The organism is Petrimonas sulfuriphila, from assembly GCA_038561985.1.
In the GTDB taxonomy this organism is placed as follows: Bacteria; Bacteroidota; Bacteroidia; order Bacteroidales; family Dysgonomonadaceae; genus Petrimonas; species Petrimonas sulfuriphila.
This window is the reverse complement of sequence record CP073276.1, coordinates 1843558-1857387: the sequence shown is the minus strand read 5'-3', so window position 1 is coordinate 1857387 and position 13830 is coordinate 1843558. Positions and strand designations below refer to the sequence as shown.

General features: G+C 46.0%; 11 protein-coding genes. 10 read left to right on the top strand and 1 reads right to left on the bottom strand.

The genetic code is table 11. The features are described from left to right. Positions 1 to 65: 65 nt before the first annotated feature. Positions 66 to 1535 carry an aminoacyl-histidine dipeptidase gene (locus tag KCV26_07710; GenBank protein WZX38244.1) on the bottom strand — a complete coding sequence of 490 codons (1470 nt, stop codon included), beginning with the start codon at positions 1533 to 1535 and terminating at the stop codon, positions 66 to 68. Between the two features lie 184 nt (positions 1536 to 1719). On the opposite strand from KCV26_07710, the gene KCV26_07705 reads away from it, so the two are divergent. The 10 genes from KCV26_07705 (at position 1720) to KCV26_07660 (ending at position 13823) form a co-directional block, all read left to right on the top strand. Continuing rightward, positions 1720 to 1938: a hypothetical protein gene (locus KCV26_07705; protein WZX38243.1), complete on the top strand. Its 219-nt coding sequence runs from the start codon at positions 1720 to 1722 to the stop codon at positions 1936 to 1938. 21 nt (positions 1939 to 1959) lie between these two features. After that, on the top strand, positions 1960 to 2628 hold the full coding sequence (locus tag KCV26_07700) for an OmpH family outer membrane protein (protein ID WZX38242.1): 669 nt from the start codon (positions 1960 to 1962) through the stop codon (positions 2626 to 2628). A gap of 69 nt (positions 2629 to 2697) precedes the next feature. After that, positions 2698 to 3885, top strand: coding sequence for a glycosyltransferase (locus tag KCV26_07695; protein ID WZX38241.1), 1188 nt, complete (start codon positions 2698 to 2700; stop codon positions 3883 to 3885). A 67-nt stretch (positions 3886 to 3952) separates the two neighbouring features. Next, entirely contained in the window at positions 3953 to 4564 is a 612-nt protein-coding gene (locus tag KCV26_07690) for a MarC family protein (GenBank protein ID WZX38240.1), read from the top strand. 181 nt (positions 4565 to 4745) lie between these two features. Further along, entirely contained in the window at positions 4746 to 6029 is a 1284-nt protein-coding gene (eno, locus tag KCV26_07685; protein WZX38239.1) for a phosphopyruvate hydratase, read from the top strand. A 226-nt stretch (positions 6030 to 6255) separates the two neighbouring features. Then, positions 6256 to 7227 (top strand): lytic transglycosylase domain-containing protein, encoded by a 972-nt coding sequence (locus tag KCV26_07680; GenBank protein ID WZX38238.1) that lies wholly within the window; start codon positions 6256 to 6258, stop codon positions 7225 to 7227. Positions 7228 to 7266: 39 nt separating this feature from the next. Further along, positions 7267 to 10086 carry an excinuclease ABC subunit UvrA gene (gene uvrA, locus KCV26_07675; protein WZX38237.1) on the top strand — a complete coding sequence of 940 codons (2820 nt, stop codon included), beginning with the start codon at positions 7267 to 7269 and terminating at the stop codon, positions 10084 to 10086. A gap of 169 nt (positions 10087 to 10255) precedes the next feature. Continuing rightward, positions 10256 to 10756 carry a thiol peroxidase gene (gene tpx / locus KCV26_07670; protein ID WZX38236.1) on the top strand — a complete coding sequence of 167 codons (501 nt, stop codon included), beginning with the start codon at positions 10256 to 10258 and terminating at the stop codon, positions 10754 to 10756. Between the two features lie 192 nt (positions 10757 to 10948). After that, positions 10949 to 11167, top strand: a complete 219-nt coding sequence (locus KCV26_07665; protein ID WZX38235.1) for a hypothetical protein — start codon at positions 10949 to 10951, stop codon at positions 11165 to 11167. A 145-nt stretch (positions 11168 to 11312) separates the two neighbouring features. Beyond that, positions 11313 to 13823, top strand: a complete 2511-nt coding sequence (locus KCV26_07660; protein ID WZX38234.1) for a DNA translocase FtsK 4TM domain-containing protein — start codon at positions 11313 to 11315, stop codon at positions 13821 to 13823. Positions 13824 to 13830 lie beyond the last annotated feature (7 nt).

Here is a 13830-nt window from a genome sequence, read left to right as displayed (position 1 = left end):
ACACGACACAATCTCCATATTTTGTCATCAAGAACGCCACCGAAGCATCAAAGATAACTATTGATTTATTCCTCCCCTTCGGCAGGGACACTTTCCAGGATCCGGACCAGGTAATCCCAAAATTTTCCCACAGAGGGAATATTCATTTTTTCATCGGGCGAATGGACATCCGTCATATCAGGACCAATGGAAATCATATCCAACTGAGGGTATTTCTCTAGAAACAGCCCACATTCCAGGCCGGCATGGATAGCTTTTACCTTGGCGTTTTTATTGTAAAGGTTCTTGTATTCTTTCTTTGCCAGTTTCAGAATCTGGGAATCGGTATTCGGTTGCCAACCCGGATATCCTTCGCTGTGCACCACTTTTGCACCGGCCAGTTCAAAGACGGCGGAAACCGTATTGACGATGTCGTCTTTGCGTGACTCCACCGAACTACGCTGGCTGGTACCCACCTCGATGGTATAATTTTCCAGCATTTTCACTGATGCCAGGTTGGTGGAGGTCTCCACCAATCCGTCGATATCAAAACTCATACCGATTACCCCGTGTGGACAGGCATACAGGGAATGTATCAGTTTTTCAGCAACACCTTTTTTTATAATCTTAGAGGGCATCTGTACCGATTCGAGCTGGATATCCAGGTTGGGATCCGTTTTTTTGTATTCATTTTGGACATTGGCAAGGAAGACATTCAGTTTCACCCGCATATCTTCTTTGTATTTATCTTTTACACCCACCACTGCATACGCTTCACGCGCAATAGCATTGTGGAGGTTTCCTCCACCAATTTCTGATAGCACCATACCGTACTTCTTGCGCATAATGGAGTACAAAAACCGGTTCAGGATTTTGTTGGCGTTACCCAACCCTTTATCAATATCGCTTCCTGAATGTCCGCCACGAAGTCCTTTCACCTGAATTTTAAACCAGAAGTACTTTTTGGGCGCATCCTTTTCTTTATACTTAAAGTAGGCTCTTGTCCCTTTTCCTCCGGCACAACCGATATAAATCTCACCCTCTTCCTCCGTATCCAGGTTCAATAAAACGTTCCCGGTAATAAAACCGGGCTCCAACGAATTGGCTCCGGTCAATCCGGTTTCCTCATCCACGGTAAACAACGCTTCGATCTTGCCATGAGCGATATCGTTTGAGGCAAGCACTGCCAACTGTGCGGCAATCCCGATACCGTTATCCGCCCCGAGAGTTGTCCCGTTTGCTTTAACCCAGTCGCCATCGATGATAGTTTCAATCGGGTCGTTATCGAAATCGTGCGTAACATCGCTATTTTTCTCGCACACCATATCCACATGCGACTGCAGAATAACTGTCGGCACATTTTCTTTGCCCGGCGTTGCTTCTTTCGTGATCAGCACATTACCGGCTTTATCTTTCTTGGCCTCAAGGTTGTGCTCCTTGGCAAAGTTAAGCAGATAAGCGATAATTTTCTCTTCTTTTTTCGATGGCCGTGGAATTTGTGTGATGTCGTGAAAATAACTCCATACGATTTTCGGCTCAAGCTCATTAATATTCATACGATCTGTTTTTTAAAATAACTGTATAATCTATATTAACATATAAAATGCTTTCTTGTTTATGCTTTAGTCGGAAAACAGGAATGAAAATCGCAAAAAACAGAAAATTTTAGCATCTTTAATACGAAAAATGAGTTTTAATTGGCTATTTAAACTATCTTTGCGCCACAAAATTAAGAATTAAATGATAAAAACTTTACTCCTGGGTATCGCTATCCTTTTTATAGCCATTATGCTAATGGGTATAAAAGTTTTTTTTACAAAAAAAGGCGAGTTTCCCAACACACATATTGGCGGAAGTAAGGCCATGAGAGACAGAGGTATAAGCTGTGCCACATCGCAAGACAGAGAAGCATCGAACAGAGAAAGTCTGATTGAAAAAATAATAAAAGAAAAAGTCTAACCTACACAATTTTTTGAGAAAATGAAGAATAATAATGCCTATATTTTGGGGGCAATCTTAGCTGTTGCAATCCTTATTTTATACGTCTTGCATTTTACTTCCGCACCGGGAAAAAGCGGCGCCAGAAAAGGAGATTTGATTACGAAGATGAACGATTCTTCCGTTACCCTACCCGTTGCCTATGTGAATGTAGATTCTCTTCTGATGAATTATAACTTCGCAAAAGACCTGAACGAAGCCTTGATGAGAACCGAAGAGAGCTCGCGTGCAAGCCTGACACAAAAAGAACGTCAACTGAATGCAGCTGCACAGGAATTTCAGCGCAAGCTTCAAAACAACGCATTCCTGAGCCAGGAAAGAGCTGAGCAGGAGCAGCAACGCATCTTAAGAATGCAGCAGGAATATCAGCAAATGGCTGAAAGGTTGGGTCAGGAATTTGCTCTTGAACAGCAAAAACTCAATATGGAATTATCCGATACGGTAAAGGTTCGTTTAGTGGAATTCAACAAGGATAAAGGCTATCAGATCATCTACAGCAACACGGGATCCGATAACATTCTTTTTGCGGACGACAAATACGATATTACCAAAGAAGTGACCGAATTCCTGAACAAAAAGTACGGCCCTGCGACTTCTACGAGCAACACGGGAGCAGGAACAAAAACTCCCGCTGCAACCGAAACCAAGTAATAATCTTCCTGATCAAATGAATACAGTAAGGTTCTTTGCAAAAAGAACCTTATTTTTTATTTTTGCAGCATGAAACACTGGCGAGCCTATCTGGAAATACAAAAACCCGAGTACCTGCAAACCAGGCTTCCACAGGATGTTGCTGCCGACGCGGTCGTGGTTATACCGTGTTACGATGAGAAAGACGTGTTGGCCACCTTGCGGAATCTTTGCCAGTCTGCAACACCAAAAGCGAAAACAGTGGTGACAGTGATCATTAACTCAAGTGTCCGTTCGGAAAAGGAAGTTGTTCTTCAAAACAGAAAAACGTACGACGAAATCACTGCATTTGCTGCTGAAAACAACCGGGACATCCTTCGGTTTTTCCCGTTGATCTTCGAAGATCTTCCCCGAAAACATGCCGGCGTGGGTCTTGCCCGAAAAATCGGAATGGACCTGGCTGTCGAACATTTCCTGAACACACAAAACCCGGAAGGGATAATAATCTCCCTGGATGCCGACTGTACCGTCTCTCCTAATTTCCTGAGCGGTATTTCGGCCGCCTATCGGCAAACAGCCCCTCCCTGCTGTACGGTGCAAAACTTCCACCACCGGGTGGAAGACAACGACAGAAGACTCGAAAACGCCGTTCGCCAATACGAGCAACACATCCGTTATTTCAGCCAAATGCTACACTTCATCGGATTTCCGTACCCCCACCACACCATCGGCTCGGCATTTTCAGTTGCAGCGGATGCGTATGTACGTGTCGGAGGAATGGGACGACAACAGGGCGGTGAAGATTTTTATTTCCTGCAAAAAGTTTTTGCATTCGGAAGAGTCGAAAGGCTGGACGATGTTTTTGTTTATCCCATGGCACGGTATTCCGACAGGATCCCGTTCGGTACAGGCCCGGCGTTGCAAAAAATTGCAGACGAACCTGATGGACAGATGAAAACTTATCACTTCAACGCTTTTCTAGCGTTAAAAGATTTTTTTGACCTGCGGCAATCTTTCTTTAAACAGGACACCGGGTTTATCCGGCAGAGAATATCCCTGTTGCATCCGGCGATAATTGAATTTTCTGAAAAGAACGATGTGGTTTCCGAGATTGAAGAATGCAACCGGAACAGTGCCACATTTCAAGCCTTCGAAAAACGATTTTTTCACCATTTCAATGCTTTCAAGATCATAAAATACCTGAATTTTTCCCACCCAACATACTTTTCTTACGACGCCCTTTCCCGACAGATCGAGAAATCGAACCGTTCATTTTGAGAATTGGCTCTTTTTTAATAACTTTGCACCCGGTTTAACAAAGGTTATCAAAAAAAATGTTCCCGGTATGCTCGGATTTAATTTTGTAGAAATAATCAGTGCCTTCCTGGTCCTGTTCGCCATTATTGACGCAACGGGCTCAGTTCCTATATTCCTGAACCTTAGGAGTCAGAATAAAACCATTGAGCCGTTCAAGGCCTCGTTTTATTCGACCATCATCCTCATCATGTTTCTTTTCATAGGAGAGGCCATACTCAAACTTTTCCAGGTGGATCTTTCGTCGTTCGCAATCGCTGGCGCACTGGTGATTTTGATTATTTCCATCGAAATGATTTTCGGCGTAGAAATATTTAAAATTGACGAAAACACTTCCGGAAACGGTTCGGCAACGCTTGTACCGGTGGTTTTTCCACTGATTACCGGCCCCGGGACCTTCACAACGCTTTTGGCTATGCGTGCCGAGTACAACACGATCAACATTATCATCGCTGTCATCCTGAACATTGCTTTTGTCTATGTGGTGTTGCGTTATTTAGATGGAGTGAAAAGATTGATGGGGGTAGGCGGCGTTTTTATTTTACGTAAATTTTTCGGGGTAATCCTCTTAGCTATTGCTGTTCGTCTCATCACGTCGAACCTTAATGCGCTGATAACATCAATCCAGTCGCAGGCGTTATAAACATAAGATTGCAGCATGAAATTATTTGCTGCGTAAGCAATATTTAACGTCAGAACCCCGGCCGGATAAACAAAAAAAACGTATATTTGTACGTTAATTTGTAAAACAGACTTTTCGCTAATATTAGGTTATTAAACAATCATTTAGAACTAAATTTTTCAATATAAAAATTAAAAACGACATGAGAATTGTAAGTATTTTAGGACGTGAAGTGTTGGATTCCAGAGGCAATCCCACAGTAGAGGTTGACGTATTAACGGAGTCGGGTGCGTTTGGACGCGCTGCAGTCCCTTCGGGAGCATCAACCGGTGAAAACGAAGCGCTGGAGCTTCGCGATGGCGACAAAAAGAGATACCTGGGTAAAGGTGTTTTGAAAGCGGTGGCAAACATCAACGATGTTATTGCCCCGGCATTGGTGGGAACAAATGTACTGGAACAAACACAAATCGATGCCAGGCTACTCGAGCTCGACGGAACAAAAACCAAATCGAACTTAGGTGCCAACGCACTTCTGGGCGTTTCGCTTGCCGTAGCAAAGGCTGCAGCCAATTATTTAGGATTGCCCCTGTATCGCTACATCGGCGGAACAAATACTTACGTGTTGCCCGTTCCCATGATGAATATCATCAACGGCGGTTCTCACTCCGACGCCCCCATCGCTTTCCAGGAATTTATGATTCGTCCGGTTGGAGCGAATTCTTTCCGCGAAGGACTTCGGATGGGTGCTGAGGTTTTCCATGCACTCAAAAAAGTGCTTCACGACAAAGGGCTCAGCACTGCTGTAGGAGATGAAGGCGGCTTTGCCCCGAACCTGGCCGGAGGAACCGAAGAAGCATTGGAATCCATTCTTACCGCTATTAAAAATGCAGGCTACGAGCCGGGTAAAGATGTAAAGATTGCTCTCGACTGTGCCGCTTCTGAATTCTATAAAGACGGCGTTTACGATTACTCCAAATTTGAAGGCCCCAACGGTAAAAAACGTACTTCGGCCGAGCAAGCTGAATACCTGCAGGAACTTATCACCAACTACCCGATCGACTCCATCGAAGACGGGATGCACGAAAACGACTGGGACGGATGGAAACTTCTGACCGATAAAATCGGAGGGCAATGCCAACTGGTAGGTGACGATTTGTTTGTAACAAACGTCGACTTCCTGCGCAAAGGGATTGAACTGGGTTGTGCAAACTCCATTCTTATCAAGGTAAACCAGATCGGGACACTGACCGAAACGTTAAATGCCATCGAGATGGCACACCGCCACGGATACACCAGCGTAACATCTCACCGCTCAGGCGAAACCGAAGATGCTACCATCGCCGATATATCCGTAGCTACCAATGCCGGACAAATCAAAACAGGATCGCTGAGCCGCTCAGACCGTATGGCTAAATACAACCAGCTGCTCCGCATTGAAGAAGAATTGGGCGACAGAGCCGTTTACGGATACAAGAAAATCAGATAAGAGAAAAAACCATCAACAGTGAAAGGGTGTGCCGGCTTTGCCGTCATGCCCTTTTTTCTTTCTGTCCTGTATCCTGCTTGGGTTACACCCTAACCAATCAACGCTAATTATAAGAGAACCCATGAATCGATCGCAACGCATGAGAAAGTTTAATGAATAGTTGGAGTATTTTTAATATAGTTGTATATTTGACACAAATAAATCCGTATTATAACATTCCTTACCGATGAAAAGAAACATCATATACATTTTTTTAGCTATTGTAGCCGTGAGTATTATCACAGTTATGACCTTGTCGAACAACGATTCGGAGAAAGTAGAACTGGAACGTCCGCAAGTACTCTCCATGACAGCATCGGTTGATGTTCCCGGAGAGATGATGTTCGCGGGTGAAAAGATCGTGTTCGACCGGTACGATCTCCACGAGCGGATGGACCGCGAACTGAACAGTTTCACCTACTTTCACTCCACCACCCTGCTCCTCTTCAAACGCGCAAACCGTATCTTCCCGGTGATCGAGCCTATTTTAAAACGAGAAGGGGTGCCGGATGATATAAAATACCTTGCCGTGATTGAAAGCAGCCTCGACCCCCGGGCGGTCTCACCGGCCCGTGCCAGCGGATTGTGGCAGTTTATGTCGGGTACAGCTCAACAATTCGGACTTGAGGTATCGCCCGAAGTGGATGAGCGTTACCACATCGAGAAATCAACCGTCGCCGCTTGCCGGTACCTCAAAGACGCGTACCGGAAGCTCGGTTCGTGGAGCGCTGCCGCCTTGTCCTACAACGGAGGACAAGCAAGGATCACCAGCGAGATCACCAAGCAGCAAACCGACAAAGCGCTCGATTTATGGCTGGTGGAAGAAACAACCCGTTATTATTTCCGTATGCTGGCTATTAAAACCCTGTTTGAAAACCCGACACAATACGGATTTGTCCTTCGTAGCGATCAACTGTATAAACCCATGGAGTTCAAGGAAGTCATGGTTTCCTCGGCCATTCCAAGCCTGGCATCGTTTGCCAAAGAGAACGGCATCACCTATGCCCAACTAAAGGATTTCAATTCGTGGCTCCGCGATACCAAGCTCACCAATAAATCAGGAAAAAACTATACTGTCCTTATCCCCACCCGGGAAAGCCTCTACTACAAAAAAGGGGAGAAAATAAAAATTCACGACGAACGATGGATCGCAAGATGATCTTTTTCACTACCTTTGCAGGTTCGTATTTTCAACAAAATGACTCCTGAGACAGAACGTATTGAAGTGTATGGCGCACGCGTACACAACCTCAAAAATATTGACGTAACCATCCCGCGCGATTCACTTACGGTTATTACCGGATTGAGCGGAAGCGGCAAGTCGTCCCTGGCCTTCGACACCGTTTTTGCCGAAGGGCAACGGCGTTATATAGAAACATTTTCGGCCTATGCCCGTGGATTTTTAAGCAAAATGGAACGTCCCGATGTGGATAAAATTACCGGATTAAGCCCCGTCATTTCCATCGAACAAAAAACCACCAACCGAAATCCACGTTCTACCGTTGGCACCACCACAGAAATTTACGACTTCCTACGGTTGCTTTATGCCCGTGCCGGAGAAGCGTTCTCGTACATTACGGGCGAGAAAATGGTAAAATATACCGAAGAGCAAATTCTGGAACTGATCTTAACCCGGTATGCCGGAAAAAAAATATACATCCTCGCACCCGTTATACGAAACAGGAAAGGACATTACAAAGAGTTGTTCGAGCAAATCCGGAAAAAGGGATTTATCAGTGTCCGCGTGGACGGCGAGATCCGGGAAATTCTGCCGGGGATGAAGCTGGACAGGTACAAGAACCACAGCATCGAAGTACTGGTGGACAAACTAGCCGTGTCCAACAAGTTTGAAGATAAGCTCAGATCGAGTGTCAGAACTGCCATGAAGCAGGGTTCGGGGCTGATACTCATCCAGGACACCGTGTCCGGCGAGGTGCGCCACTACAGCCGCGAGTTAATGTGCCCTACCACCGGATTATCCTACAACGAACCCGCTCCGCACAATTTCTCGTTCAACTCACCATTAGGCGCATGCCCCAAATGCAAAGGGATAGGGACCATCGACTCCATCGATACGGAAAAGGTCATCCCCGATCCCTCCATAAGTATTGCCAAAGGCGGAATCGTGCCGCTAGGAAAAGAAAAAAGCAACCTGTTTTTCTGGCAAGTTGCTGCCATTTGCGAAAAATACGGAGTTACGCTGCAGACGCCCATCCAGGATATCCCGCAAGATGCTATCGACGAAATTATCTACGGTACCGACGAACGCCTGAAAATCAAAAACGAGTCACTGGGTAACTCCAACTACATGGTAAGTTACGAAGGAATTGCCAAGTACATCGATATGCAACAGGATGATGACGCATCGGCTTCTGCGCAAAAATGGGCGGGACAATTCATATCGACGTCGGTTTGTCCGGAGTGTAACGGGCAACGGCTCAACCGGGAGGCACTTCACTTCAAAATTAACGGCAAGAACATTGCTGAGTTGTCGCACATGGATATCCAACAGCTGCACGACTGGATTGTAGATGCCGGTGATCACGTTTCAGAAAAACAGCAGCTCATTGCCGAAGAGATCAACAAGGAGATTCTTTCGCGGTTGCGCTTTCTTATTGATGTCGGACTGGGTTACCTTTCCCTTTCCCGCGCATCGGCATCGCTCTCGGGCGGGGAAAGCCAGCGTATCCGGCTGGCTACGCAGATCGGTTCGCAATTGGTAAACGTATTGTATATCCTGGATGAACCCAGTATCGGATTGCATCAACGGGATAACCACCGGCTGATCGATTCGTTGAAAAAACTGCGCGATTCCGGCAACTCCGTAGTGGTGGTCGAGCACGATAAAGACATGATGCTTGCATCCGACTATGTGGTAGACATGGGTCCGTTTGCCGGACAAAAAGGAGGCGAAGTGGTTTTTGAAGGCACTCCCGAAGAGATGCTCAAGAAGAATACGCTAACCTCCAATTACCTGAACGGAAAAATAGAAATCAAGATTCCCGGGAAACGGCGCAAAGGGAACGGCAAAACATTGATTGTCGAAGGCGCAACTGGCAACAACCTGAAAAATGTCACCGTACGATTTCCGTTGGGAACATTCATATGCGTAACGGGAGTGTCGGGGAGCGGCAAATCTACGCTTATCAACGAAACGTTACAACCTATCCTGAGCCAGAAATTCTACCGTTCCCTGAAAGACCCGATGCCGTACAAAGAGGTGCACGGCATAAAAAACGTGGATAAAGTAGTTAGTGTGGACCAGTCTCCCATCGGGAGGACTCCCCGCTCGAATCCTGCAACTTACACGGGTGTATTTAGCGATATCCGCACCCTGTTTTCCGGAATGCCTGAAGCAAAAATCCGCGGATACAAACCCGGACGATTCTCATTTAACGTCAAAGGCGGGCGTTGCGAAGCCTGTGGGGGGAACGGATATAAAACACTGGAAATGAATTTTCTACCCGATGTAATGGTTCCTTGTGAAGGATGCCACGGGAAAAGATACAACCGGGAAACACTGGAAGTACGGTTTAAAGGGAAATCCATTGCTGACGTACTCAACATGTCGATCAACGAGGCGGTAGATTTCTTCGAAAACATTCCCAACATCCTGCATAAGATAAAGGTGCTTCAGGAGGTCGGACTGGGATATATCAAGCTCGGACAATCGTCCACTACCCTCTCGGGCGGAGAAAGCCAACGGGTAAAACTTGCGGCCGAACTGGCCCGGACCGACACCGGAAATACCCTTTACGTACTGGATGAGCCCACTACAGGATTGCATTTCGAGGACATCAGGATTTTATTGGGAGTACTCAATAAACTGGTGGACAAGGGAAATACAGTTATTGTTATCGAACACAATCTCGACATCATCAAGTGTGCCGACTACATCATCGATCTTGGTCCAGAGGGCGGGGAAAAGGGCGGAAATGTGCTTGTCGCGGGAACACCCGAGGAGATAATTAAGCACAAGGGTAGCTATACGGCAAAGTACCTGAAGGAAGAGTTGTGATGAAAGCGAATTAGCCGTTTTTGAAAATAAAAAACTGTTTCTAAATAAAAAGTTAAAAATCAGGTTTTCCTGAACTTTTCAACTACCGTCTTGTTATAGTTTTTGAGGAATAATTAGAGAGTATAATAGAGAGTGGGTTGATGTAAACCCAAAGAAATATAATAACAACATGACAAAAATCACATTTAAAGGAAATCCGGTAAATACCGGTGGCAGTCTGCCGGATGTGGGTTCGCTGGCACCCGATTTTTCGCTGGTAAAAACAGATCTTTCGGAATTAAAGCTATCCGATCTGAAAGGAAAGAACGTAGTTTTAAACATTTTCCCGAGCCTGGACACTGGTGTTTGTGCTGCTTCTGTCCGCAGATTCAACAAAGAAGCCAGCTCTTTAAATAATACAACCGTTCTCTGCATTTCGGCAGACCTGCCGTTTGCTGCCGGCCGCTTTTGCGGCGCTGAAGGATTGGAGAACGTGGTTACACTTTCCACTTTTCGCGACCACTCATTCGCCGACAAGTACGGTGTGCTCATGACAGACGGCCCGCTTCACGGATTATTGGCCCGTGCTGTGGTAGTCGTTAATCCCGAAGGGAGAGTTGTATATACCGAACTGGTTCCCGAGATTGCACAGGAGCCGGATTATGAATCTGCAATCAACTCGATAGTGTAGTTTGTTTCATGAAGATTGTGTTAACAAGAAAAGTCTGCGAAGTGATTCGCGGGCTTTTCACTTTTCAGAAACACACAACACAAACAAACACTTAAAATTGCCATTCACTGAACTTCCGCATGTCTGGAATATTAAGAGAAGATTAGCTGTTATCTTAACACATGCGAAACTTAAATAAATAATTAAACAAACATGAAATCAATCATCGGAATTATTCTCATCGCCGGAGCAGTCATCCTCGGTTATCTCGGCATCACAAACCTGCAAAAGAGTTCAAAATCGGTAGAAATTCTCGGCATTGAAATAACTGCTGAAGACAATAAAGGCAAGGAGATCGCCTATGTCGAAATTGGAGTCGCCATCATTACCCTGATTGGGGGAATCTACTTACTTGGCCAGAAGAAAAGATAATCCCACACAAAACCGGTCATTTCTTTTTTTTATAAACCCATAAAGCTTTCCATCTAAGTTTCTTTTTATTACTTTTGTAATAAATTTACCGATCCAACTCCTGTTTTTCATCGGGTTAATGGCAAATCGATGAGAACTTTTATATATGGCAAAATCAACAAAACGAAAAAGGAAAAAGACAACAACTGCCACTGCAAGAAAGCGGAGGACCGCCATAATCAGTTTTTTAAAAAATGAAAGGGTTCGTTTCATTTTCGGCATTCTCGTTGCTTTTCTGGGAATATTCACGTTGCTGGCAATCATCTCTTTCTTTTTTACCGGGGCGGCAGATCAAAGTAAAGTGCTCAACAAGTCCTTCTGGGAACTGACTCAGGATAAGCAACTGGAAGTAGATAACTGGACGAGCACCGGGGGCGCTTTTTTAGCTGAAACCCTTGTTAACAAATGGTTTGGCATATTTTCGATACTTATTCCCTTTTTCGTCATTTATTTAGGATTGAGGCTGATGAAGGTTTCCGACTTCAGCTTTATAAAAGTGCTGCTTATCACTGCCTTTGGGCTGGTTTGCGGTTCCATCACGAGTGCCTTTATCTTCGGAAGGCTGTTTCCCAAAAGCCACATCAACTGGGGAGGTGCTCACGGAAGTCAGATCGAGCGCCTGCTCGAAAGCAGCATCGGGGTACCGGGAATGATCCTTCTCGTACTTTTGTTCATCCTTATCATCGTGATTGTCTTCCGACAAAGCTCAATGCACAAGATCCAGGAGACACTCATCAATAGCAAACCCACCTTTAACGGAAATAAAGAGAGCCAACCCCCCATTGAACTCGAGTTTGACGAAAAAGAAGAACCGGAGGAGAAAAAAAAACCGGGCATCTGGAGAAAACTGTTCTCTTTCAAAAAGACGGACAAGCCGGAAACAGAGACCGAACCGGAAGTTTTGCTGCAAAACAGGGAACAAACACCTCTTCCCGTTACGCAGAACACAGTCCCGCCCATCCGAAAAAAAGAGCCGGCGAACAACGTTTTCGAGGTTTTTGTTCCGAAAGACGAAATACAGGTTGCCGAAAACAAACCCGAAGAGAAGGCTTCACCGCTGGCTGAGTCGGATACAAACGAGGAAACGGATCCGGATGTGGAAATTCTGGAAGACTACGACCCTAAAAAGGACTTGTCCTCATTTGCATTCCCTACCATGGACCTGCTCAAGGTATACAATACCGGCAACAGACAGGTGGACATGCAGGAGCAAAACGAGAATAAAGACAAAATTATCCGCACCCTCCGTAACTACGGGATAGAGATCACCTCCATAAAAGCGACTGTCGGTCCAACGATCACACTCTACGAAATTGTGCCGCAGGCAGGAGTCCGGATCTCACGAATTCGAAACCTGGAAGACGATATTGCCTTGAGCCTTTCGGCGCTGGGTATTCGTATTATCGCCCCAATGCCCGGTAAAGGGACAATCGGTATAGAAGTACCCAACAAAGAGCCACAGATTGTATCCATGCAATCGGTTATCGCTTCCGTCAAATTTCAGGAATGCACATATGATTTGCCGGTAGCGCTGGGAAAAACCATCACCAACGAGGTGTTTATTTTTGACCTGGCCAAAATGCCGCACCTGCTGGTCGCCGGAGCAACCGGACAGGGAAAGTCGGTAGGCTTGAATGCGATCATCACATCGCTGCTGTACAAAAAGCATCCGTCGGAAATGAAGATGGTGCTTATCGACCCAAAAATGGTGGAATTCAACATCTACTCCACCATTGAAAAACATTACCTGGCAAAGCTTCCCGATGAGGAGAAAGCCATCATTACCGATGTAACCAAGGTAACCCAAACACTCAACTCGCTCACCAAAGAGATGGACGACCGGTACGAACTGCTGATGCGCGCCCACGTCCGTGCCATTAAGGAATACAACGAGAAGTTCATCAAACGGAAGCTCAATCCCAAAAACGGACACAGGTACCTGCCGTATATCGTGGTGGTGATCGATGAGTTTGGCGACCTGATCATGACTGCCGGAAAAGAAATCGAGATGCCCATCGCACGTATCGCACAAAAGGCACGCGCTGTGGGTATGCACATGGTGATCGCCACACAACGCCCCACAACCAACATCATTACCGGAACCATCAAGGCCAACTTCCCCGCCCGGATGGCTTTTCGTGTAACCTCACAGATCGACTCAAGAACCATTCTCGATGCTACCGGTGCCAACCAGTTGATTGGGCGGGGTGACATGCTTTTCTCGCAGGGGAGCAACCTGATTCGTATCCAGTGCGCCTTTGTAGATACGCCCGAGATAGAGGATATTTCCCAATACATAGGTAAACAACGGGGTTATGAATCCGCATTTGCCTTGCCCGAAGTGGTATCGGCGGATAGCGAGGATAAACCCGGCGCAGTAGACCTGAACGAGCGGGATACACTCTTCGATGAAGCCGCCCGGCTTATTGTAATTCACCAGCAAGGCTCCACGTCACTGATCCAACGGAAATTTTCCATCGGGTACAACCGGGCAGGTAGGCTTATGGACCAACTGGAAACCGCCGGAATCGTAGGCCCTGCACAAGGAAGCAAGCCTCGCGATGTATATATTTCGGATGAATATTCGCTGGAAAAATTACTGGATTCCTTGAGGTAAAATCCGG

Bases quoted from the DNA above. Each gene is read 5' to 3' on its own strand.
- KCV26_07710 (WZX38244.1), bottom strand. From the start codon at position 1,535: ATGAATATTAATGAGCTTGAGCCGAAAATCGTATGGAGTTATTTTCAC.
- KCV26_07705 (WZX38243.1), top strand. From the start codon at position 1,720: ATGATAAAAACTTTACTCCTGGGTATCGCTATCCTTTTTATAGCCATT.
- KCV26_07700 (WZX38242.1), top strand. From the start codon at position 1,960: ATGAAGAATAATAATGCCTATATTTTGGGGGCAATCTTAGCTGTTGCA.
- KCV26_07695 (WZX38241.1), top strand. From the start codon at position 2,698: ATGAAACACTGGCGAGCCTATCTGGAAATACAAAAACCCGAGTACCTG.
- KCV26_07690 (WZX38240.1), top strand. From the start codon at position 3,953: ATGCTCGGATTTAATTTTGTAGAAATAATCAGTGCCTTCCTGGTCCTG.
- eno (WZX38239.1), top strand. From the start codon at position 4,746: ATGAGAATTGTAAGTATTTTAGGACGTGAAGTGTTGGATTCCAGAGGC.
- KCV26_07680 (WZX38238.1), top strand. From the start codon at position 6,256: ATGAAAAGAAACATCATATACATTTTTTTAGCTATTGTAGCCGTGAGT.
- uvrA (WZX38237.1), top strand. From the start codon at position 7,267: ATGACTCCTGAGACAGAACGTATTGAAGTGTATGGCGCACGCGTACAC.
- tpx (WZX38236.1), top strand. From the start codon at position 10,256: ATGACAAAAATCACATTTAAAGGAAATCCGGTAAATACCGGTGGCAGT.
- KCV26_07665 (WZX38235.1), top strand. From the start codon at position 10,949: ATGAAATCAATCATCGGAATTATTCTCATCGCCGGAGCAGTCATCCTC.
- KCV26_07660 (WZX38234.1), top strand. From the start codon at position 11,313: ATGGCAAAATCAACAAAACGAAAAAGGAAAAAGACAACAACTGCCACT.